Genomic DNA, 22,495 nt, shown 5'->3' on the forward strand with positions numbered 1-22,495 from the left:
GCATAGGCTAGCGCACTGTGTTTCATAAGGAGCTGATAATGAATGAGTCACTGATAGTCCTAGGGATTTTTGTCTTCTTGGTGATAGCGACCCTGGGGGCTGGCATCAAGATAGTGCCCCAAGGCTTCAACTGGACCGTGGAACGCTTCGGCCGTTACACCCGCACCCTCTCCCCCGGCCTCAATCTGCTGATCCCCTATGTGGACCGCGTCGGCCACAAGATCATCATGATGGAACAGGTGCTCGACATCGCCGCCCAGGAGGTGATCTCCCGGGATAACGCCAACGTCACCATAGACGCCATCAGCTTCGTGCAGGTCGTCGATGCCCGTAAGGCGGCCTATGAGGTCAACGATCTCACCAGCGCCATCCGCAATCTCACCATGACCAATATGCGGACCGTGCTCGGTGCCATGGAGCTGGACGAGATGCTCTCCCAGCGCGACACCATCAACGAGAAGCTGCTGCGCACCATGGATGCCGCCACCGCCCCCTGGGGCATCAAGGTGACCCGGATAGAGATCAAGGATGTGCGTCCCCCCATGGCTCTGGTCGAAGCCATGAATGCCCAGATGAAGGCAGAACGCCAGAAACGGGCCGAGGTGCTTGAAGCCGAAGGGGTGCGTCAGTCCAAGATCCTGAAAGCGGAAGGGGAGAAGCAGTCCCAGATCCTCAAGGCCGAGGGGGAACGCCAGGCCGCCTTCCTCGCCGCCGAGGCGCGGGAACGGGCCGCCGAGGCGGAAGCCAAGGCAACCCAGATGGTCTCCCGGGCTATCGCCGAGGGGGACATGCAGGCGGTCAACTACTTCGTCGCCCAGAAATATACCGAGGCCCTGGCCCGGATCGGTGAAGGCCCCAACAGCAAGATCATCATGATGCCGCTGGAAGCGGGCAGCCTGATAGGCTCGATAGCCGGCATGGCAGAGCTGTTCAACAAGGGCGAGAAAAAATGATCGAACTGCTGGCAGGCCTGACCCATTGGCACTGGCTGGGGCTTGGCTTCGCGCTGCTCGCCATCGAGGTGCTGGGTTCGGTCGGCTTCCTGCTCTGGACAGGCATAGCCGCGCTTGAGGTGGGGATCTTGTTGCTGCTCTGGCCCTTCGGCTGGCAATGGCAACTGCTGCTGTTCGCCCTGCAATCCCTGATCACCACCTGGGCCTGGTGGCGCTGGCAGCACAAGCGCGACCGCTCGAGCCGCGATGCGGCCGCCCCCATCAACGAACGGATGCAGAGCTACATGGGGCGGGAGCTGACGCTGCTCGATGATGTCAGCCAGGGGATGAGCCGGGTGCATCTGGATGACACCGTCTGGACGGTGCGCTGCGCCAGCAACCTGGCCGCGGGTAGCCGGGTCAAGGTGGTGGGCACAGACTCCCACATCTTGCTGGTCGAGCCCCTGCCCTGATCGCCGGGATAAATGACAAGACAATAAAAAGGGCTCCACGGAGCCCTTTGTCATGCTGACTGTTGAGCCAGTGCCCAGTTGGCCAGTGGCGACAGCGCTAGAGGCTGCCACCCTCGAGCGCGGCCTTGAGCAGATCCTTCCAGCTCAGCACCCCGACCAGTTGCCCCTGATCCAGCACCGGCAGGCAGGAGACCTTCTTGTCCAGCATCAGCCGGGCCGCATAGGCCAGGGTCTGGTGGGAGGAGACAGTGACCGGATCCCGGGTCATGATCTGGTGGGCGCGGCGATTGAGGGTCTCGGTATCGCGGCTCTGCTCCGCGGCAGAGTCCAGATAGGGGCTCAGTGCCTGAAGCAGATCCCGATCGGAGATGATGCCGATCATCTGTCCCTCTTCGATGACCAACAAATGGCGAAAATTGGCCTGCTCGAAGATCTCCTTGATGACGCTCAGGCGGTCGTCCATCTCAACGGTCACGACCCGGGTCGTCATTATGGTTTCAACCTGCATGGCAGACTCCTTATCCTGGGCCGGGATACCTGTCCCGACAGCGGGGCCAGGGGCAAGGCTGCCCAGGCTCCCCTTTTATGACATCTTTATCGGCTGCGCACCAGTCGGCTCAAGTGCAAATCCCCCTCATTTCACGTAACATCCCGTCAGTTTTATCCCGGTTCCCGCACGCGCAGATCCCTGTCATGGTAATATCTGCACCGGTTTTATTCTTCATTCTCGAGCAAGCAGATCCCACCCATGATAGTTGCCAGTCAAATCGAACTGATCCGCGGCGGCCGCAAGCTGCTGGACAACGCCTCCGCCACCATACATCCGGGCCACAAAGTGGGCCTGGTGGGCAAGAACGGCTGTGGCAAATCCACCTTCTTCGCCCTGATCCGCGGTGAACTCACCATAGACAGCGGCAGCTTCTCGCTGCCGGTCGGCTGGCAGATAGCCGGTGTCGCCCAGGAGACCCCGGCGCTGGACTGCTCGGCCCTCGACTATGTGATCGACGGCGACAAAGAGTTTCGCGCCCTCGAAGCCCAGCTCGCCAAGGCCGAGCAGGATGACGACGGTCTGCTGGTGGCCGAGCTGCACGGCAGGCTCGACACCATAGGCGCCTACAGCATCCGCGCCCGCGCCGCCGAGTTGCTGCACGGCCTGGGCTTTAGCGATGAACAGCTCGGCTCGCCGGTGCGCAGCTTCTCCGGTGGCTGGCGCATGCGCCTGAACCTCGCCCAGGCCCTGCTGTGCCGCTCGGATCTGCTCTTGCTCGATGAACCGACCAACCACCTGGACTTGGATGCCGTCATCTGGCTGGAGAAGTGGCTCAAGGGCTATCAGGGCACGCTGGTGCTCATTTCCCACGACCGGGATTTTCTCGATTCGGTCATCAATCGCATCATCCACATCGAGAATGGTCGCCTGAACGAATACACCGGCGGCTACTCCGACTTCGAGTTGCAGCGCGCCGAGCAGCTGGCCCAGCAGCAATCCATGTATGAGAAGCAGCAGCGGGAGATGTCCCACATGCAGGAGTATGTGGACAGATTCCGCTACAAGGCCTCCAAGGCCCGCCAGGCCCAGAGTCGCCTCAAGGCCATGGAGCGGATGGAGAAGATCCTGCCTGCCCACGCCGATTCCGAATTCAGCTTCGAATTTCGCGAGCCCTCGGCCCTGCCGACTCCGCTCATCGTCATGGAGAACCTCAGCGCCGGTTATGGCGACAAGGTGATCCTCGAGAAAATCAAACTCAACCTGGTACCCGGCTCGCGCATCGGCCTGCTGGGGCGCAACGGCGCCGGTAAATCGACCTTCATCAAGATGCTGTCGGGCTCCAATCCGCCACTGTCCGGCAAGCTCGAAGTGAGCGCCGGGGTCAGCATCGGCTACTTCGCCCAGCATCAGCTCGAGACCCTGCGTCTGGACGACACCCCCCTCGATCACCTGGTTCGCCTCGCCCCGGACAAGACAGAGCAGGAGCTGCGCAACTATCTGGGCAGCTTCGGCTTCCATGGCGACAAGGCCCTGGACAAGGTGGCCCCCTTCTCCGGTGGCGAGAAGGCCCGACTGGTGCTGGCCCTGGTCACCTGGCAAAAGCCGAACCTGCTGCTGCTCGATGAACCGACCAACCACCTGGACTTGGAGATGCGCCACGCCCTGACCATGGCGCTGCAAGGCTTCGAAGGCGCCATGGTGGTGGTTTCCCACGACCGTCACCTGCTGCGTACCACCACCGATGACTTCTATCTGGTGCACGGCGGCCGGGTCGAAGCGTTCGACGGCGATCTCGACGACTACCACAAGTGGCTCGGCGAACAGGAAAAAGAGGCCAATGCCAAGCCCGGCGATGGGGTGGTGACCGCCAACTCGGCCCTGGGTCGCAAGGATCAGAAACGGCGTGAGGCGGAGTTCCGGCAAGCGACCCGCCCCCTGCGCCAGAAGCTGGAAAAGCTCGAGGCGAGCATGGAGAAACTGCAGAACAAGCTGGCCGCCGTGGAGGAGCAACTCGCCGATCCCGCCATCTACGAAGAGAGTGCCAAGGCACGGCTCTCCGAGCTGCTCAAATCCCAGGGCCCCATCAAGGAGGAGCTGGAAGAGGTGGAGATGGCCTGGATGGCGCTCAGCGAAGAGCTGGAAACCATGGAGTCAGCCTTCCTTGAGCAATGATCTGATGAGCGACGGCAGCGGCCTGCCCAGTCCGCTGCGCTTCTGGCACTGGAGCGGCAAAGTCTATGGCCAGCGCAGCCAGGACTGGCTCACCGTGCAGAACCAGGGGGGCAACGTCAACCTGGCCCTGCTGCTGCACTGGCTGGATCTTGCCGAGCTCAGCGTGGATCTCACCGATCTGCAACCGGCGCTGATGCAGACCGAGGCCGTGCTCGCCCCCTGGCGCGCCCTGCGCCAAAGCGCCAAGGCGCGGCTGGATGAGGATGAGTATCAGGCCATGCTGGCCCATGAACTGGAGCTGGAACAGTTGCAGCAGGGTGTGCTGCTGCAATGCCTGCGCGCCTCGCCCCCACGCCGGGAGCCTGGCCACAATTTGATGAACTACCTGACTTTATTGGGCGCCGAACAGGGGCCATTGAGAGATCTAATATGCTGAGCTATCGCCACGCCTTCCACGCAGGCAATCATGCCGACGTCCTTAAACATGCCGTACAGGCCCTGATCATCGAGTCTCTCAAGAAGAAGGACAAACCCTTCATCGTGCTCGATACCCATGCCGGTGGTGGCCTGTACGATCTGCGCGGCGACTGGTCCCAGAAGAAGGCCGAGTATGCCGACGGCATAGGGCGGCTGTGGGCAGAGCGAAGCGACTGGGCGGCCATGGCCCCCTATCTTGGCGTCATCGAAGAGATGAACCCCGCTCAAGAAGGAAACAGCGGCGAGCTGCACTACTATCCGGGTTCCCCCGAGCTGTCGCGCCGCCTTATCCGCGAGCAGGACAAGCTGGCCCTGATGGAGCTGCACAACAACGAGGTGGAGGATCTTCGCGCCAACATGGGCTATGACCCTCGCGTCGCCGTCCACCATCGCGACGGCTTCGAGGGACTGGTCGCCCTGCTGCCGCCGACTCCGCGCCGAGGCCTGGTGCTGATCGATCCCCCCTATGAGCTGAAAGAAGACTACTTCGCCGTGGTCGAGACCCTGAAAAAGGCCCAGAAGCGCTGGGCCACCGGCATCTATGCCCTCTGGTATCCCATCCTGGGGCAGGAGGCGGACAAGTCCCGCGACATGCTCAGGGCCATCAAACGGGAGAACTTCGGTAACGTCCTGGTCGCCGAGCTGGAAGTGGCCGGTCAGACCAGCGACTGGGGCATGAATGGCTCAGGGATGCTGATCGTCAGCCCCCCCTGGATGCTGGCCGAGCAGATAGAAGCCTTCTTGAAACCCTTGTGCGCCAAGCTGGCCCAGGGCGCCGGCGCCCAGTACAAGGTGGAGTGGCTCAACAAGGCCGAGGATTGAGTCCTCACCGATCGCAAGCATGACAAAGCCCCGAAAGGGGCTTTTCTCTGTCTGCCGTTGCAGGGATGACGACTCAGGCCCGGACCGGCATATCTCGCCAGAGCGCCAAAATGAGCAGCGCCAGCAGGGCGAAGGGTGGTGCAAGGCAGAGCAGCACGCACAGGAAGGTGATAAGCACAGGATGGCGACTCTTGCGCCGCGCCAGTCGCCAGGCCACGACGCCGACGACGATCATCAGCAGCAAGATGAACAGCACATAAATGTTGGCATTGATGGTCATGAAAGCTCCTTTTTCATGGCAAAGGCACACTCTATCGTCGCCGTAGCCCCAGGCAAGTCCCCAATCTGGTGGTCTCGACCTCGGTCGATAGGCTTTTTCTATCCAGTTGATAGATGAGAATAGTTTTCATTTGATGTGATTGTGGTGGATACTGCACTCATCGCCAGAGGAGACACCATCATGAAAAAAACCATCAGCTTTGCCATCCTGCACTTCGGTGTCGCCTTCACCGTGGCTTACCTGCTGACCGGTGAGCTGCTCACCGCCAGCCTGATCGCCCTGATCGAGCCTGCCGTCAACACGGTCGCCTTCTACTTCCACGATCTGGCCTGGAACAAATTCAAACCGGGCCACAGCCTGAATGCCAAGACCAGCAGCTTCGCATTGGTGCACTTCTCGGTGGCCTTCGCCGTCGCCTACCTGCTGAGCGGCGAGTTGCTCACCGGCGGCGTGATGGCGCTGATAGAGCCCGCCATCAACACCGTCGTCTTCTTCTTCCACGAGCGGCTGTGGCGCGCCCGCCAGCAACTGGCACTGGCGTAAGGGAGGGCGACCAGCCCTTCCCCCTCACGAGCGGCTATAGCTGCCGCCAACCCCTGCTGCTGGCTAAAGGAGGTCAGCAAAACCGCCCCATGAGCCCAATGAGGGGGCATAGCCCCCTCTCACAGACTCGCTACGCCGACACATCCCTTGCCATAGCGACTCATTCTTTGATCCCGCCCAGAAATCCATCACCCTGCCCTTCCCCTCAGCGCCATACCCGCTAACATATCCGATTGGCAACATACGCCTCGTCGGAGTCACCCATGAGCCATGCCATCCCTCAAGCGCAGCCAAATAGCAGCACACTGGAAGCTGACATTCAGGGGCGGTAGCTTGCCCAAAAGCGATAACCAGCAATCAAACCGGTTTCTTGTCCAAGAATTTCTGAGTGGAGGCTGTGCATGGAAACGCAAACACTGCATCGGGGTCGACTGATCGACCATCTCCAGCTGGTGGTGAAGGACCTGGCTGCCAGCCAGCGCTTTTACAGCGCCACGCTGGCCGCCCTCGATATTCCCATAGGCGGCGCGGGTGAGGGCTATTTCTGGGCTGACGAGCTCTTTGTCACCTCAATCGACAGCCCGGCGGCGCTGGGGACACTGACCGGTCGCCATCATCTCGCCTTCCAGGCGCAAGACAGGGCCATGGTGGATCGCTTCTATCAGGCGGCCCTCGCCCACGGCGGCCAGGACAACGGCGCCCCCGGTGAGCGGGTCTATCACCCCGGCTACTACGCCGCCTTTGTCCTCGATCCGGACGGCAATAATATCGAAGCCGTGTATCACGGCGAGGCAAAGCGCAGTGCGGAGTCGGTGGAAATTCGGTTTTAGAAATAAGGTGGAGCCCCGCAATGCACCTCGAGATGACTGCTTTTTGTTCAAAATGATAGCGTCGTAATTTTCTTATTAAATTTTGTACAGCGCTAAAATTTGAGCACGATACTGCAGCGAATACAGAAAGACTCCAGAGTCAAACCGGTAATATTATGATTATAAATAAGCTTCCCATAACACTGATAAGGTGGGCGGTGTTATATGGAAGACCAGATTGTCCGATTAGTACCTTTTATATCTAGTCAATATTATGCATACAATGAGGAATATTCATGACAAAGAAAAACGTAAAAAAAGAATTAGAAATCCTAAAGAGCGATTTTTCTGAACTAATGGATTTATTTGATAACTCACATGAAAATTTATCTTTGATATCTAAAAGGTATTCTGAGATCAAAGTACAGGTAAATGAGAGACTGAATTTTCTGGAAAAAGAATATAAAGCTAATAAATTAAATGAAATTGAGCTCTGTTTTTTACTGCCAGCTATCAGAGAGGTCAGTCTGCACTGTACAGCTAAAATTGACTCAAAAAACATTGAACAGTTGAGCGCTTCTATTTATGACGGTGAAGACTATTCTTCTTACTGGCTGACTGCGCTAGATGCATAAAAAATATGAAAAACTATCAACATTCTGCACTTATAGGCCCTTTGAACCACAATGGTTACGACAGTTGTATTTAGTGTCAGTGCGTTATCAGTCACTTAAGCGGGCATTATTTTAAATACAAGTAACAAATAATTAGTATGGAGACATGCAATGAAATATGAGGAAATTGCTAAAAAATGCGAAGGACTTAGCTACCGAGATAAATTTAGGCTTGCCCAACTTCTAATTCAACTAGCAAGAAAGCAAGAAGAAGAGGAGTATCCTGTACAAAGGAAGCATGAAGAACCAGGCAACGATGTAAACAACATAACCTATGTCGCTGAACGTCTGCTGAAGCTAAAGCCGGCAAAGAAAAGCACCCTCCTCAACTCCATCGGCGCAATGTTTCAATTCCAAGGAGGAATCTCTGATGCAGATAAAGAGAAAATTGCTATAGAACTCCAAAATAAAAATATAATTAGTATCACCGAAACAGGCAGGGTTTCGTACCCAGATTAATGTACAAAAATCACCCTAACAATTGGTTCAAACCATTTCAGTGCTCACTGTGACATTGAAATTGCGGCTAGTTCTCTATCTAATTAACGCAATATTATTCATAATGAAGGAATTTGAACCTGTGCCAAAAATCACCGAAATGAAAGAAGCCGCGCGAGAATTTAGAAATTTACTTGATAGGTGTGACAAGAGAAGTACGAAGCTGCTAATTGAGTGTTTTCCAATTATGAGTTGTAAGTTATCTTCTATGCTTTTGTCCTATCACTTTCTTATGTTATGGCCAGACCTTGAGATAAAAGGTATAAGTGCAGCTACAGGGAGAAAAAACGATATAACTCATTACTGGCTAGAGATCAATGATATTGCAATTGACATAACTGGAGACCAATACAACATTATTAGTGACATCGAATTAAATGAAAAAATTATAATGAACCGACCATTTGAGGCTGTTCACGTTTCAAATAAAAACAAAAGCTACCTATACAAACTATTCAAGGTCATAGAAAGTGAACCTCTCATATATGGATTTCCTACAATTGCGGAAGATTTTATTGAAGACATGGAACTGAGTTACAGTCAGATCACTCACAAATCTGGGTACTACGTAACTCGTAGGCTCGAATAGCTCAGCGTATTCAAACCATCGTCTATAACCCAGCCACGACATAAGCAAGGATCGGGAAATCCCCTTGGAGTGCTTTTTTCGGCCACCTAGTGGCCCTGTCTGGCTCGCCGGAGCCACTATAAGCTGAATTTATGGGTTTTCCGATAATGACCCAATATTTGCTTATAATGGCGATCACCAGTCCACCAGCGCCTGTTGCGGGCCCATAACGGATCCACTCAGCCATATCCCACTCCTGCGGCATGCCAGGGACGCGGCTATGCAGCCACAGAACCACACAGCTATCCTCTCTGCACTGCGCCAGCGGTGCGCCCCTCCCCTGTGGGGATTTAATCCCCCCAGCCACTGACCTATAGTGAGCCCCTACTCGAACAACCTTTGCGAGCAGCACCATGTATATCGGCGAATTTGCCCGGCTGGCGGGCACCACTCCCAAGGCAGTCCGTCTCTACGAGCAGCTCGGGTTGCTGCCCGAGCCCAGGCGGCGCGGCAAATATCGCGTCTACCGGGCCGAGGATCTGGAGTGGGTCGGCTTTATTCGCCAGGCTCAGCAGCTCGGCTGCAAGCTGAGCGAGCTGGTTCCCTTGCTGGCGGGCCTCACCAGTCTCGCCGAGTTTCCCTGGCAGAAGGTGGAGCAGCTTATCGCGGGCAAGCTGGCGCAGATAGAGGCAGAGATGGCCAGGCTGCGAGGGCAACACCAATCCCTGACCCAGTGCGCCGCGCTGCTGGCGCAGCACCCCTGCCGCTATGGCGCCCCCGGCCAGAGCGAGCCGCTCCCACAGGTTGAGCAAGGGCTTGCAGGACGGGCGCACAAGGTGGCTTGACTCTGTCCCATGGGACAAGGGGTGTAATGGGGGCTCACTTCAAGGAGCCACGCCATGACACCCAAACTGCTTATCATCAACGGCAACCCCAAACCCGACAGTCTCTGCCATGCCTTGGCCCGGGAGTATGCCCGCAGCGCCGAGGAGGGCGGCGCAGAGGTCACCCTGCATCACGTGGGGGAGCTCGCCTTCGAGCCGGATCTGCACCATGGCTATGACGAGGCGCAGCCCCTCGAGCCCGATCTGCTGGCATTGCAACAGAGCCTGAAGCAGGCCCACCATCTGGTGATCGTCGCCCCCCTCTGGTGGGGCCACCTGCCGGCCCGGCTCAAGGGCTTGCTGGACAGAACGCTGCTCTCGGGCTTCGCCTTTCGCTATCAGGAGGGCAAGGTGCACCCGGATCGCCTGCTGGCGGGCAAGACGGCGCGCCTGCTGCTCACCATGGACAGCCCGCTCTGGTACTACCGCTGGTGGCTGGGTTCCCCGGTCGAGCGCACCCTCGACAAGCCCGTGCTGGGGCTGTGCGGCATCAAGCTGACTCATCGCCAGCATCTGGGGCCTGTCCATACCGCCAGCGAGCGGGAGCGACAGCGCTGGTTGGGCCGGGCGGCGGCCGCGGCCCGCCAGGATGCGCAGCGGCTGGCGCGGCGGCGCACATAAGCGCAGACGAAGGCCACGGCAGCCTGCCTGTTGTGGGCCCTGGTGACTAGGGTTGTCGGAAGCGGGGCCCAGAGAGACGGGCAAGGGAGCCTGGGGTAAAAAAGTCCTCGGCGGCCCGGCGCCCTTGTGCTGTAGTAAGTGGGAATCCCCTCTTGCTGGAGCCTTTTCGATGAACAAGATGTTGCTTGGCACCCTCGCCTTGATGCCGCTGCTGGCCAGTGCCGCTACCCCTTCCTTTGACTGCGCCAAGGCCCACGGCACCACCGAGCAGCTTGTCTGCCAGGATGCCGGGCTGGCGGCGCTGGATAACGAACTCGCCGCCCTCTATCCCAAGGCGCTGGCCAAGCTGTCGGCCGAGCAGCAGAAGACCGAGAAGGCGATGCAGCGCGGCTGGATCAAGGGGCGCAACGAGTGCTGGAAAGAGAACGACTCGCGCCAATGCGTGGAGGAGAGCTACCAGTTGCGCATCACAGAGCTGCAGATAAAAGGCGGCCAGCTGATGGTGCCGACGCCGGTTGACTACCAGTGCGACGGCGAGATCCGGCTCTCGACCTACTTCTACAACGAGGCCAAGCGGCCCGCCGTCGTGATCAACCTGAGCGAGGGGGCGCAGCAGTCGCAGGTGCTCGCCTTTGAAGCCCCCAGCGCCAGCGGCGCCCGTTACGAGGGGCAGAATCTCACGCTGCTGACCAAGGGAAACGAAGCCAGGCTGGAGCGCTATGACCAACCCGCCCGCCAGTGCCGGCTCAGCGGCCAATAGGCCCGCGCCGCCATGAAAAAGCCCCGCAGTTGCGGGGCTTTTTGTTGGCTGTCACTGAGGTCATTTCACCGGGATGGCATCAGGCATGGGGGCCTGGAACTCCCGCTCGGCCTCATCGAAGCGCTCCACCATGGCCTTGGAGGGCGCCTTGCCCAGCAGACTGAACAGCACGATGGCGATGCTGGCAAAGACGAAGCCCGGGATGATTTCGTACAGACCCAGCCAGCCGAACTGTTTCCAGACGATGACGGTGATGGCACCGACCAGCATGCCCGCCAGGGCACCGTTGCGGGTCATGCGCGCCCAGAGCACGGAGAAGAGCACCAGCGGGCCGAAGGCGGCACCAAAGCCTGCCCAGGCGTAGCTGACCAGCCCCAGCACCCGGTTTTCCGGGTTGCGGGCCACCATGATGGCGATGACGGCGATGAGCAGCACCATGCAACGACCGACCCAGACCAGCTCAGCCTGAGTGGCATTCTTGCGCAGGAAGGGCTTGTAGAGATCTTCGGTGATGGCGCTGGAGCAGACCAGCAGCTGGCAGCTCAGGGTACTCATCACCGCCGCCAATATGGCGGAGAGCAGGATACCGGCAATCCAGGGGTTGAACAGTATCTTGGAGAGCTCGATGAAGACCCGCTCCGGGTTGGCACTCACTCCGGCTGCCTGCTCGGGGAAGCTGGCGAAGTAGGAGAGGCCGAAGAAGCCGACACCGACCGCGCCGCCGAGGCAGAGCACCATCCAGGTCATGCTGATGCGACGGGCATTGACCATGGTCTGATGGGAACCGGCCGCCATGAAGCGGGCCAGAATGTGGGGCTGACCGAAGTAACCCAGGCCCCAGGCCATGAGGGAAATAATGGCGATCACATCCAGGTTCTTGAACATGTCGAGATGGCTGGCATTGTTGGCCGCGATCTCCACCATGGCGGTATCGACACCGCCCACCGCGATCAGCACGAACACCGGGGTCAGGATCAGGGCGAAGATCATCAGGGTCGCCTGGACGGTATCGGTCCAGCTCACCGCCAGGAAGCCACCGAAGAAGGTGTAGGTGATGGTGGCAGCGGCGCCAATCCAGAGCGCGGTATCGTAATCAATGCCGAAGGTGCTCTCGAACAGGCGGGCACCGGCGACCACACCGGAGGCGCAGTAGATGGTGAAGAACAGCAGGATCACCACGGCGGAGAGGATGCGCAGCACCCGGCTCTTGTCTTCGAAGCGGTAGGTGAAGTAGTCAGGCAGGGTCAGGGCGTTGTTGTTCTTCTCGGTGTGGACTCGCAAACGGCCCGCTACCAGACGCCAGTTGAAGTAAGCCCCTATGATGAGGCCGATGGCAATCCAGCCCTCGGAGATGCCGCCAAGGTAGACGGCACCCGGCAGGCCCATCAGGAGCCAGCCACTCATGTCGGAGGCGCCGGCGGAGAGCGCGGTCACCCAGCTCCCCATACGACGGCCACCGAGGATGTAGTCATCGAAGTTTTTGGTGGCGCGATAGGCGATAAAACCTATCAGCACCATCCCCAATATGTACACCAAAAAGGTGATTAACATAGGTGTGCTAGCTGTCATGCAATACTCCCTTGTGTGACTCCGGGGTGCGTTCTATGGACGAACCCTCCTTTAAAAAACGCCCTAGCTTAATCAGCCGATCCTCTCTTCTCAACTGTTTTTAACAAATAAAAAACAGTTGTAAAACGTTTTTCATCTAATTAACTGCCTAATCAGCGGTTTAAAATCCGGATATTGTGCTGATCATCACAACAAAAAGCCCCTGCATTGGCAGGGGCTAGGGTCATCGGGATCCTCGGCAGCACTGTCTGCCAGGGATCCTGCTTGGCAACGCCTTAGAGGCTGATGGCCTGCGGCATGCCGCTACGCTGTTCCAGCGCCTGTTTGACGCGCTGGGAATCGCTGTCGGCATTGGCCAGGAAGCGGGTAATCGTCGGGGTCATCGGCAAGGGTGCCGGTGCCTTGGACGCCATCTCTTCCTCGGTGCGTGACAGGGGCTGATGCACTTCCAGATAGCGGGTGCCATCGGGCTCGACACTGGCCTTGACCGGCTGGTTGACGAACTGGACCCGCGTGCCGACCGGGATCTTCTTGAACAGATACTCGATATCATCATTGCGCAGTCGCACGCAGCCGTGGCTGACCCGCAGCCCTATGCCGAAGTTGGCGTTGGTACCATGAATGGCATAGAGGTTGCCGATATAGAGTGCGTAGAGTCCCATGGGGTTGTCCGGGCCAGCTGGCCAGACCGCAGGCAGGGTTTCACCCCGCTCGGCATACTCCTTGTGCACCTTGGCGGTGGGAGTCCAGGTCGGATTGGCCCGCTTGCGCTGTATGCTGGTCACCCAGTTTTCCGGGGTATCGGTGCCGAGCTGGCCGATGCCGATCGGCAGCACTTCCACCACCTTCTGGCCTTTGGGGTAGTAGTAGAGACGCATCTCGGCCACGTTGATGACGATCCCCTCGCGGGGCGCATCGGGCAGGATCAGTTGATGGGGAATGGTCAGTGTGCTACCCGGCAGTGGCAGGAAGGGATCCACACCGGGGTTGGCTTCCATCAGGTTGGTCAGGCCAAGCTGATACTTGGCGGCGATGTCTTCCAGGGTTCCCTTGCCTTCTGGCACCACATATTGCTCATTCTCACCGACCAGACGGCTGTTGGCCGCCGGCAGCGGGTACTCGAGGGCCCAGGCCGGCAGGCTGGTCACGGCCAGGCCAAGCAGCAGGCTGGTCAGGGTAAAGCGAAGGCTGTTCATAATTGTCCTGTAATGATGACTGGCTCCGGCGGGCTCCGGCCGCACCGACCGCCTAAAAACGGCCCGCTATTCTTCTCCGGTCCGGCTAAAAATTCAACTGGCAAATGGCAGGATAATCAGGCGCTCTGACCGAGTCTGCTTCTGCCCACGCCCGATCCCTGCAATGACCTCAGATCATGACCGGTCGGCGTCTGGTGCAGGCGCAGATAAAACTCCCCTATCACCGCAAACAGATGATCGAAGATGTCGGCCTGGATCCCCTCATATTCGGCCCATGCCGTGGTCGAGGTGAAGCAGTAGATCTCGAGCGGCACCCCATCGGGAGTGGGTGCCAACTGACGCACCATCAACGTCATGTCCTTGCGGATGGAGGCGTGAGCCTGGAGATAAGCCTGCAAATAGGCGCGGAAGGTGCCCAGATTGGTCAGATGACGGCCATTGATCGGAGTAGCCAGTTCGCCGGCCAGCTGCTGGTTGTAGCGGGACAGCTCCTGCTCCTTGCGGCTGAGATAGGGGGCAAGCAACTTGGCATGACTGAGTTTGAGCAACTCGTCGTGCTCGAGGAAACGCACGCTGGTGATGTCGATATTGACGCAGCGTTTGATGCGACGTCCGCCAGCTTCCGTCATCCCTTGCCAGTTTTTGAACGAGTCGGAGATGAGCGCATAGGTCGGGATCGTGGTGATGGTTTTGTCCCAGTTGGAGACCTTGACCGTGGTGAGCCCGATGTCGATCACCTCGCCATCGGCGCCGTATTTGTCCATCTGCAACCAGTCGCCGACATTGAGCATGCTGTTGGCCGACAGCTGGATCCCGGCCACCAGGCCGAGGATGGGGTCCTTGAACACCAGCATCAGCACGGCGGTCATGGCGCCCAGGCCACTGAACAAGATAACCGGCGATTTCCCCATCAGCAGGGCCAGCATCACTATGCCGACCAGGATGCTGCCCATCAGCTTGACCCCCTGGAAGATGCCGCGCAGGGGCAGCGTCTTGCCGACCGGGGCGCGGCGGCTGATAAACAAAATGCAGTCGAGCACCGAGAAGCTGCCTAGCAACAGGAATAACAGGATCCAGATCTGGGCGATCGTCTCCATCAGGTGCAGGCTCTCGATATAACCCGCCAGCCAGATCTCGGCCTGGGCCAGCAGCACGGCGCCCTGCAAGGCAAACGCGAAGCGATCGAACATCTTCTGCTGCAACTGGGGCGGCAGCCAGACTTGCAGCCAGCGGCCGAGCTGCTTGGTCAGGACCACCAGCACATAACGGTGCAACACCAGGTGCAGCAGCAGAGAGGTCAGCAGAATAAAACCAACCGTCAGCGCCAGTGCCATGGGCCCGGTGGTCGTGATGCCTTGTGAGTTTAACCAGGCAAATAGTGACTCTCTCATGCCTTCATATCCTCTCTATGCTGCGGGGAGGGTTGCTGTGAATCGGTCAGACTACGGATCTGGCGACATATGTCAAATCGGCTGACAAATTAAACAGCAACGCCGGCTCATGGCCGGCGTTGCTGTCGGAAAGAGAGAGTCTCAGCCAACCAGCGCCAGGGCGTCACGGGCAATCACCAGCTCTTCATTGGTAGGCATCACCAGCGCCAGACGGCTGCCTTCGGCCGTGATGGGACCCTCGCCACCGAGCACGGCGGCATTGTTCGCTTCTTTATCTACCTTGAAGCCGAACAGGGCCAAGCGGTCCAGCACCATCTCACGCACCATGGCGGCGTTCTCGCCGATACCACCGGTGAACACCAGGGCATCGAGGCGACCGTCCATGGCGGCGGCATAGGCGCCGACATACTTGGCCACCCGGTAGGTGAACACATCCAGCGCCCGCTTGGCGCCGGCGTCGGTGGCATAGTTGCTGGTGACATAGCGGCAGTCGCTGCTCGCTTCGGTCAGGCCCAGCAGGCCGGACTCGCGGGTCAGCACATGGTTGATCTCGTCCACGCTGTAACCGAGCTGATCGTGCATGAAGAAGACCACCGCGGGATCGATGTCACCAGAGCGAGTCCCCATCGCCAGCCCTTCCAGCGGCGTCAGCCCCATGGAGGTATCAACCGACTCACCGTTGCGTACCGCACAGACGGAGGCGCCGTTACCGAGGTGGCAGTTGATGATGTTGAGCTCGGACAGCGGCTTGCCCAGTGCCTTGGCACTCTCTTCGGCAATGAAGCGGTGAGAGGTGCCGTGGGCGCCGTAGCGGCGGATGCCGTGCTCGCGATAGAGGTGATGGGGCAGCGCGTAGAGGTAGGCCTCTTGCGGCAGCGTCTGGTGGAAGGCGGTGTCGAACACGGCCACGTTCTTCTCGGCCAGCGCCGGGAACACCTTCAATGCGGCGCGAATGCCGATCAGGTGGGCCGGGTTGTGCAGGGGCGCGAACGGAATGGCGGCTTCGATACCGGCGATGACGGCATCATCGATGCGCACCGAGCGGGAGAACTGCTCGCCACCGTGCACGATGCGATGGCCGATGGCCACCAACTGCTCGGCCAGAGAGGGATCCTGGGGCAGGATCTGGTCCACTATGTGGTCGAGGGCCGCCTGGTGAGCGGCACCCGCCCCCAGCATGGCTTCACCCTTGACTCCGTGGAGTTTCCATTTGATACGGGCATCATCCAGATTGAAGCATTCGGCCAGGCCGGACAGCATGTCCTCGCCTGTTGTGGCATCCATGACGGCAAATTTCAGGGAAGAGCTACCGCAGTTAAGGATCAGTACCAACTTGCTCATCGTCTACATCTTCCTGTGAGCCGGCGTTACGCCGACAGTGTCGTGTCATCCGCGAGGGATGGGATTTCCCCTGCCGGGGGCTTATGGCCGCAGGAAAGTGCGCCCAATTTTTCAATGCAGTGAGTGCCTGGCGCACTCATCGACTCTTCAAGGGGGACAAGCCACCGTTCTTCGGAACCGGCCTCGTCGTGGGCGGGAGCCTGGCCCCCGCACTGCTGACTAGCACGCTGTCAGCAGATCCTTGTGAACCTTGACCACCAACTTTTTCACCTTGGCGGGGGTGGTCAGGGTACAGAGAGGGCGATGCAGTTCTCCCGGCCAGAAGATGGCAAAGTCGCCGGGCTGCAACGCCAGATAACTGGTCTGTTCGTCATCGACGAACCAGAGATCGGGATGGGGGTGATCGGCGCCGTCATTGACGTAGGCATGAGGCCCGACGCCGATCCACTCCTCACCACGCAGCAGCAGCTGGATATCCAGATACTGTTCATGAAACTCACCTCGGCGCGCGGCGACGGGCTCCGTCAGCTCCTCGCTCACCAGGCAAAACAGCCGCAATCCATCGATTTCGGTCTTGCCAAGGGGCGCATTCAGCCAGTGCGCGACCTCTTTCACCACCTCGGCCATGATGCGGGCCAGCGGGGTGGGCAAGGGGGTGCGTTGTAAGGTTTCCAGACTGCCGGTGATCATGAGATGCGCATCCTTAGGTGTATTCGCCTTCTATCTTTGCCTGCCAATGAAAAAGGACCCGTTAAAGGTCCTTGTCTAGCGCCGTCTGCCATCCATGCAGACCGAGAGGAGTCAGGGTCATCCGGTTGGTGCCGAACCACTGTTGCACAGTCGCCCGTGACTTGCCAAGGGATACCCGCTCACTCACCCGATGATCGTACCAGCTGAAACAATATTATTCACTACTCGATTGCCAGCAACTTTGACCAGGCGCAAAAACGGGAGCCTAAGCTCCCGTTTTTTTAGTGTGCCGCCTGATTCATTGCACCTTGCTGGCATTCTCGACCGGCTTGGCGTACATGGCGCGCCAGATGGCCTTGTGCTCCTCGGGCACCTCGGACTGGCGGGTCAAGAATGCCGCCTGCTCCAGGGTGTTGGCCTTGTTGGGCACATCTGCCGCCAGGTAATTGCCGGGGAAGAGGCGATAGTTGCCCCAGATGGCCTTGTCGATCAGCGCCGCCAGCTGATCCGGGTCCTCGAAGCCCTCGGTGATGGGCGCACCAAAGGCGACATGGACCCGCCCCTTCTGGCCGACGATACCGGCCACTATGCTCTCGATATCCTCAAACTCGCCCTTCTCGTAGCTGCCGTTGACGGACTTCTCGTAGAGCTCGCGCGCCTTGGCCTTGTCGGTGGGATCCAGCTCGTAGCTGATGCTGACCGGCACTATGTTGAGGCTGCGCATGTAGTCGGCGAACGGGATCTTCTGCTTCTTGCCATCGACGTAGAACATCTTGAGGATGGCCGGATCCGTCTTGTCATCCCCATTCTTGGCGCGCCCTTCCCGCTGGGCTATCCAGATGGAGTGCCCCTCGTGCACCGACTGACCGATGTAAGCCGACAGCTCGCCCAGCACCTTCATCATCTCTCGCGGCCCCTTGGCGGAGCGCTTGACGATGAAGCTCTTGTTGAGCTTCATCAGCTCGGTGGCGCAGGGTTTGCGCAGCAGGTTGTCACCGATGGCGATGCGCACCGTCTCGAAGCCATGGGTATGCAGCCCCCAGTTGACGAAGGCGGGATCCATGGCGATGTCCCTGTGGTTGGAGACAAACAGATAGCCCTGCCCCTGCTTGAGGTGCTCGATGCCGGAGAAGGTCACCCCCTTGGTGGAGCTGCCTATCATGCGGTTCATGTAGCGAGTCACCCCCATCTGCACCTGGTGCACTGTGGTGACATGGCGCCACTTGCTGCGCAGGAAGTAACGGATCAGCGGGCGCAGCGCCCAGCCGAACCAGTTCATCAGCGCGCCGAAACGGTACTTGGCGATGGCACCGATGAACTCATCGTCCTGGATGAGACGCTCAATGGCCGCGGGAACTTCGTCATCATGATAGGGGCGAATGTCTGCGAATCTGTCTACTTCTGTCACCGGTTCCGCCTTACTTGAGAGGGAGGCTGGCCAAAGAGTCGGCCAAAATTCAGGGCGCAATTTTACACACTTTTACCCCGAGGACTATGCCACAAAGAGTGATATGCGATCTGACCGGCATCAAGACAAGGGCAAGGAGGCTAACAAGAGAGTCAATTGATAACAGTTTTCATCGAAATGTCGGTGGGCAGCCAACCCACCGCCGCCAACGTCAGGAGGATGAGTCCAGCGCCCAGGCCACCGCGGCCTCGGCGTGAAGAGCCGCCGTGTCGTAGAGCGGCACTCTGGTGTGCTCCGGGCCGACCAGCAGGGCTATCTCGGTACACCCCAGGATCACCGCCTCGGCCCCCGCCGCCGCCAGCTCCCCGATGATGGCCAGATAGTCAGCCCTGGATGCCTCTTTTATCTCACCCAGACAGAGCTCCTCATAGATGATGCGGTGCACCCTCGCCTGGGCCGCCGCCGTTGGCACCAGCACCTTGAGTCCAAACTTGTCCCGAAGGCGCCCCTTGTAGAAATCCTGCTCCATGGTGAAGCGGGTGCCAAGCAGTCCCACTGTGCCGATGCCATCTTCAATCAGCCGCAGGGCGGTGGCATCGGCGATATGCAGCAGAGGAATATCCACGGAGGCTGCTATCTCGTCGGCCACCTTGTGCATGGTATTGGTGGCGATCAGCAGGCAGTCGGCCCCGCCCGCTTGCAGACTCTGGGCCGCCTTGCCGAGCAGCCGGGCGGTGGCGGGCCAGTCTCCGGCGTGCTGCAACCGCTCTATCTCGGCAAAGTCGACGCTGTTGAGCAGCACCCGCGCCGAATGCAGGCCCCCGAGCCGCCCCCTGACGCCGCGATTGAGCGCCTGATAATAGCTGAGGCTCGACTCCCAGCTCATGCCCCCTAACACACCTATGCATTTCATTCGCTCGCCTCTCCTCTCGCGCCGCCTCGCCCTCTGGGTTGCGGTGCGTTATACGGACAAAAAAGGCCCCGCAGGGCCAGCAACAAAACAGATTGCTTTCAGAGCCTAGATCCAGATCATCAGCACGCAGGCCGCCGTGGCGATCCCCATGCCGAGGTTAAAACGACGCCAGCCGCGGGCCGTGTGAATGAAGCGGCGCACCTGGGCACCAAACAGTACCCAAAATGCTCCTGTGTAGAGACCGGTCAGGAAGAAGATGCCCAGTACCCAGAACGCCGAGGGCCAGTAGGCCTCCCCCGCCAGGGTGAAGCCGCTGATGGCGGAGAGCGCCATCATCCAGGCCTTGGGATTGAGCAGTTGCAACAGGGCGCCCTGATGGGCCGGGATCAGCGGCCGGTTCCCCTCGGCGGGGCCATTGGCCGTCGCCACCTTGTAGGCCAGCCACAACAGATAGAGGGAGCCAGCTACCTTGAGCGCCTCGTGAAGCAGCGGCACCCGCTCAAATAACACCCCCAGGCCAAGGGCTGTGGCCAGGATCATCAGATTGATGCCCCCCACCACCCCCACCAGCAGTGGCACGCTGCGGCCAAATCCCTGAGCGGCCCCGGCACTGGTGAGCAGCATGTTATTGGGACCCGGCGTACCACAAGTGATCAATGCAAAACCCGCCAGGGGCAACAACCAGTTCAGATCCATCTCAACCTCTTTTGATACCAACAACCCGATATGGGGCAAGGCTTCTAATATGCAGAGCCTCTGCCCTGACGACAAGGCTGGCAATGCATTTCTTTGCATGCTTGATCAGGCAGCCATCAATACCAGAGCATCACCACGCACAGGGCGGTGAGCGCCCCCAGGCTGCCATTGAGGCGGCGCCAGCCTCGGTCCGAGTTGATCCAGCGACTGAGCTGATGACCGAACAGCACCCAGACAAAGCAGACCGGCAGCCCCGCCATGGGGAAGACGGACATGATGCCCCACATACTCGCCCAGTAGTCGCTACCCGGCAGGCTGAACAAGCTGATGGCGGAGATGCCCATCATCCAGGCCTTGGGGTTGAGGAACTGGAAGCCCAGCCCTTCCAGCAGGGTCAGCGGGCGGGCGCGCCTGGCCGGATCGCCGGGCGCACCGGCCACGGCGATGCGCCAGGCCAGCCACAGCAGATAGAGGCTGCCCAGCACCTGCAGGCTCAGCTTGAGCAGGGGCCAGCGCTCGAACAGCGGGTAGAAGCCTAGCGCCAGCACCAGCTGCAATACTGGCTGGCCGACCACCACACCGAACAGGTGTGGCAGGGTACGGCGTACCCCGAAGTTGGCGCCGGATGCCGTCAACATCAAGTTGTTGGGCCCCGGGGTGCCGCAGGTGAGCAGGGCAAAGCCAAACAGGGTGGCATACCATTCAATGGTCATGAGGTGACTCCTTTCTTGCCACATTGTATCGGTACAATGTGAGCTTGTGGGTTGTGAACAGGCTGAATATCACGCTATATTGACCATACAAATGGATCAATGGATTTATTGTCACCATGACAATCTGGACGCCCAAGCTCTCGACCTTCGAAGGCCCCCTCTACCTCAAGCTGGTCAAGGCCATAGAACAAGCCATCGACAACGGTGAGCTGACTCCCCACACCCGGCTGCCCACCCACCGGGCGCTGGCCGACAGGCTGGGAGTCACCGTTGGCACCATCACCCGCGCCTATGGCGAGGCGGAGCGGCGTGGCCTGCTGGCGGCCAAGGTGGGACATGGCACCTGGGTCAAGGGCAACGATGCCGCCAGTGACTGGGTGATCCGCAACGAGGAGGAGGGACGCATCGAGCTGTGGCAGAACCTGCCGGTCCAGCTCGATCGGGCCGCTATCTTCCGTCCCTTGATCGAGTCCCTGGCCGGGGGAGATCTCAATAGCCTGCTCGGCTATGACAAGGAGGCGGGGCGGGTGGATCAGCGCCAGCTGTTCGTCGACTGGCTGGGGGAGCAGGGCATAGCGGGCAGCGAGGAGCGGCTGCTGTTCAGTCACGGCGCCCAGCACGGCATCATGCTGGCCCTGCTCGCCACCGGCTGTGTGGGTGAGACCATTTTATGCGAGGGGCTCAGCTACCCGGGCCTGCTCGGTAACGCGCGCCAGCTCAAGAATCAGGTGGTAGGGCTCGCCATGGACGAAGAGGGACTGTTGCCCGAGGCGCTGGAGGCGGCCTGCCGCCAGCGTCGTGCCAAGCTGCTCTACCTGACCCCTACCCTGCAAAATCCCACCACGGCCATCATGAGCCTGGCCCGGCGCGAGGCCATCATCGCCCTCGCCCGCCGTCACGACCTGCTCATCATCGAGGATGACGTCAACGGCCTGCTGCCCGAGACACCGCTGACGCCCCTGGTCAACCTGGCGCCGGAGCGGGTCATCTACCTCGGCAGCCTGGCCAAGATTGCCTGCGGGGGGTTGCGGGTCGGCTTCCTGCTCGCACCACCCGCCCTGCGTGCCGCCTTCGCCCAGGCGATGCGGCTCTCGAGCTGGATGGTCAGCCCGCTGCTGATCGAGCTGGCCTGCAAGCTGGTCAGTGAACGCCAGGTGATGGCCCTCATCGCCCAGCAGCGCCAGGTGCTGACCCGGCGCGGCGAGCTGCTTCGCCACCTGCTGCCGGGCGCGTGCTGGCAGCCCGGCTCCATGCATGCCTGGCTCCCCCTGCCAGAACCCTGGCGCAGCCAGGAGTTTGCGCAGGCCGCCGACGCCCTCGATGTCGGGGTCGCGAGTGGTGAGCACTTTGCCGCCGGTCAGTTTGCGGCCCCTCAGGGGGTACGCCTGAGCCTGAGTCAGCCAGCGACCGATGCCAAGGTGGCAGAGGGACTGGATCGCCTCGCCGGGCTGCTGCGCGCTGCCCCCCCTGCAAACTCCTTGCTATAGTCAGTGGCCGTTCAACCCGCTGTGCACCCTGCCTTTCCGCAATCGCCCTCCGTGCGAGTCGATGGTGTTCAGCACGATGCGCTCGACG

At 59.7% G+C, this 22,495-nt stretch carries 26 protein-coding genes; 14 read left to right on the forward strand and 12 right to left on the reverse strand.

The window, feature by feature from the left end:
- Positions 1-38: 38 nt before the first annotated feature.
- Positions 39-953, forward strand: a complete 915-nt coding sequence (locus tag BN1130_RS07195) for an SPFH domain-containing protein (RefSeq protein WP_042041119.1) — start codon at positions 39-41, stop codon at positions 951-953.
- Positions 950-1,405 (forward strand): NfeD family protein, encoded by a 456-nt coding sequence (locus BN1130_RS07200; RefSeq protein WP_042041121.1) that lies wholly within the window; start codon positions 950-952, stop codon positions 1,403-1,405. Before BN1130_RS07195 ends, BN1130_RS07200 begins: the two co-directional genes overlap by 4 nt.
- Positions 1,406-1,502: 97 nt before the next feature.
- Here the strand turns inward: BN1130_RS07200 and BN1130_RS07205 are convergent, their stop codons facing one another.
- Complete coding sequence (locus tag BN1130_RS07205) at positions 1,503-1,913, reverse strand: CBS domain-containing protein (protein WP_042041122.1); 411 nt, start codon at positions 1,911-1,913, stop codon at positions 1,503-1,505.
- A 240-nt stretch (positions 1,914-2,153) separates the two neighbouring features.
- Between BN1130_RS07205 and BN1130_RS07210 the strand changes: the two genes are divergently transcribed.
- The 3 genes from BN1130_RS07210 to BN1130_RS07220 are packed head-to-tail and all read left to right on the forward strand — an operon-like array spanning position 2,154 to position 5,366.
- Entirely contained in the window at positions 2,154-4,067 is a 1,914-nt protein-coding gene (locus tag BN1130_RS07210) for an ABC transporter ATP-binding protein (protein WP_042041123.1), read from the forward strand.
- A gap of 4 nt (positions 4,068-4,071) precedes the next feature.
- Complete coding sequence (locus BN1130_RS07215; protein ID WP_042041177.1) at positions 4,072-4,503, forward strand: DUF2390 domain-containing protein; 432 nt, start codon at positions 4,072-4,074, stop codon at positions 4,501-4,503.
- Complete coding sequence (locus BN1130_RS07220) at positions 4,497-5,366, forward strand: 23S rRNA (adenine(2030)-N(6))-methyltransferase RlmJ (RefSeq protein WP_042041124.1); 870 nt, start codon at positions 4,497-4,499, stop codon at positions 5,364-5,366. The genes BN1130_RS07215 and BN1130_RS07220 overlap by 7 nt, the downstream gene beginning before the upstream one ends.
- 73 nt (positions 5,367-5,439) lie before the next feature.
- Here the strand turns inward: BN1130_RS07220 and BN1130_RS07225 are convergent, their stop codons facing one another.
- On the reverse strand, positions 5,440-5,646 hold the full coding sequence (locus tag BN1130_RS07225; protein WP_042041125.1) for a hypothetical protein: 207 nt from the start codon (positions 5,644-5,646) through the stop codon (positions 5,440-5,442).
- A gap of 180 nt (positions 5,647-5,826) precedes the next feature.
- Here BN1130_RS07225 and BN1130_RS07230 point away from each other — a divergent pair, with 180 nt between their 5' ends.
- From BN1130_RS07230 to BN1130_RS07270, 8 genes are all read left to right on the forward strand, one after another.
- Positions 5,827-6,189, forward strand: coding sequence for a DUF2061 domain-containing protein (locus BN1130_RS07230; protein ID WP_042041126.1), 363 nt, complete (start codon positions 5,827-5,829; stop codon positions 6,187-6,189).
- 401 nt (positions 6,190-6,590) lie between these two features.
- The gene (locus BN1130_RS07235) at positions 6,591-7,019 is read left to right on the forward strand and encodes a VOC family protein (RefSeq protein ID WP_042041127.1); all 429 of its coding nucleotides are present in this window, start codon (positions 6,591-6,593) and stop codon (positions 7,017-7,019) included.
- A 275-nt stretch (positions 7,020-7,294) separates the two neighbouring features.
- Positions 7,295-7,633 carry a hypothetical protein gene (locus BN1130_RS07240; protein ID WP_042041128.1) on the forward strand — a complete coding sequence of 113 codons (339 nt, stop codon included), beginning with the start codon at positions 7,295-7,297 and terminating at the stop codon, positions 7,631-7,633.
- Between the two features lie 150 nt (positions 7,634-7,783).
- Entirely contained in the window at positions 7,784-8,131 is a 348-nt protein-coding gene (locus BN1130_RS07245) for a hypothetical protein (RefSeq protein WP_042041129.1), read from the forward strand.
- Positions 8,132-8,252: 121 nt separating this feature from the next.
- Positions 8,253-8,759, forward strand: coding sequence for a hypothetical protein (locus BN1130_RS07250; RefSeq protein WP_042041130.1), 507 nt, complete (start codon positions 8,253-8,255; stop codon positions 8,757-8,759).
- 392 nt (positions 8,760-9,151) lie between these two features.
- Positions 9,152-9,583: a MerR family transcriptional regulator gene (locus BN1130_RS07260; RefSeq protein WP_042041132.1), complete on the forward strand. Its 432-nt coding sequence runs from the start codon at positions 9,152-9,154 to the stop codon at positions 9,581-9,583.
- Between the two features lie 54 nt (positions 9,584-9,637).
- Positions 9,638-10,243: an NAD(P)H-dependent oxidoreductase gene (locus BN1130_RS07265; RefSeq protein ID WP_042041133.1), complete on the forward strand. Its 606-nt coding sequence runs from the start codon at positions 9,638-9,640 to the stop codon at positions 10,241-10,243.
- A gap of 169 nt (positions 10,244-10,412) precedes the next feature.
- Positions 10,413-11,003, forward strand: a complete 591-nt coding sequence (locus tag BN1130_RS07270; RefSeq protein WP_042041134.1) for an MliC family protein — start codon at positions 10,413-10,415, stop codon at positions 11,001-11,003.
- 60 nt (positions 11,004-11,063) lie between these two features.
- On the opposite strand, the gene putP is transcribed toward BN1130_RS07270, so the two are convergent.
- From putP to BN1130_RS07315, 10 genes are all read right to left on the reverse strand, one after another.
- Positions 11,064-12,572 carry a sodium/proline symporter PutP gene (gene putP, locus BN1130_RS07275; protein WP_042041135.1) on the reverse strand — a complete coding sequence of 503 codons (1,509 nt, stop codon included), beginning with the start codon at positions 12,570-12,572 and terminating at the stop codon, positions 11,064-11,066.
- Positions 12,573-12,847: 275 nt separating this feature from the next.
- Complete coding sequence (locus BN1130_RS07280) at positions 12,848-13,768, reverse strand: L,D-transpeptidase family protein (RefSeq protein WP_042041136.1); 921 nt, start codon at positions 13,766-13,768, stop codon at positions 12,848-12,850.
- 116 nt (positions 13,769-13,884) lie between these two features.
- Positions 13,885-15,159, reverse strand: coding sequence for a mechanosensitive ion channel family protein (locus BN1130_RS07285; RefSeq protein WP_042041137.1), 1,275 nt, complete (start codon positions 15,157-15,159; stop codon positions 13,885-13,887).
- 141 nt (positions 15,160-15,300) lie between these two features.
- Positions 15,301-16,500, reverse strand: coding sequence for an acetate kinase (locus BN1130_RS07290; protein WP_042041139.1), 1,200 nt, complete (start codon positions 16,498-16,500; stop codon positions 15,301-15,303).
- Positions 16,501-16,719: 219 nt separating this feature from the next.
- On the reverse strand, positions 16,720-17,190 hold the full coding sequence (locus BN1130_RS07295) for a NanQ anomerase/TabA/YiaL family protein (protein ID WP_042041140.1): 471 nt from the start codon (positions 17,188-17,190) through the stop codon (positions 16,720-16,722).
- A 61-nt stretch (positions 17,191-17,251) separates the two neighbouring features.
- Positions 17,252-17,377, reverse strand: a complete 126-nt coding sequence (locus BN1130_RS23015) for a hypothetical protein (protein WP_269745780.1) — start codon at positions 17,375-17,377, stop codon at positions 17,252-17,254.
- Between the two features lie 111 nt (positions 17,378-17,488).
- A complete protein-coding gene (locus BN1130_RS07300) occupies positions 17,489-18,598 on the reverse strand; it encodes a 1-acyl-sn-glycerol-3-phosphate acyltransferase (RefSeq protein ID WP_042041141.1) in 1,110 nt (369 codons plus the stop codon).
- A gap of 211 nt (positions 18,599-18,809) precedes the next feature.
- The gene (locus tag BN1130_RS07305) at positions 18,810-19,511 is read right to left on the reverse strand and encodes an aspartate/glutamate racemase family protein (RefSeq protein WP_042041142.1); all 702 of its coding nucleotides are present in this window, start codon (positions 19,509-19,511) and stop codon (positions 18,810-18,812) included.
- A gap of 105 nt (positions 19,512-19,616) precedes the next feature.
- On the reverse strand, positions 19,617-20,207 hold the full coding sequence (locus tag BN1130_RS07310) for a LysE family translocator (protein WP_042041144.1): 591 nt from the start codon (positions 20,205-20,207) through the stop codon (positions 19,617-19,619).
- A 116-nt stretch (positions 20,208-20,323) separates the two neighbouring features.
- Complete coding sequence (locus BN1130_RS07315; protein ID WP_042041145.1) at positions 20,324-20,920, reverse strand: LysE family translocator; 597 nt, start codon at positions 20,918-20,920, stop codon at positions 20,324-20,326.
- Between the two features lie 116 nt (positions 20,921-21,036).
- Here BN1130_RS07315 and BN1130_RS07320 point away from each other — a divergent pair, with 116 nt between their 5' ends.
- A complete protein-coding gene (locus BN1130_RS07320; RefSeq protein WP_042041146.1) occupies positions 21,037-22,407 on the forward strand; it encodes an aminotransferase-like domain-containing protein in 1,371 nt (456 codons plus the stop codon).
- The last annotated feature ends 88 nt before the right edge of the window (positions 22,408-22,495 follow it).

Source organism: Aeromonas rivuli (assembly GCF_000820045.1).
GTDB lineage: Bacteria > Pseudomonadota > Gammaproteobacteria > Enterobacterales > Aeromonadaceae > Aeromonas > Aeromonas rivuli.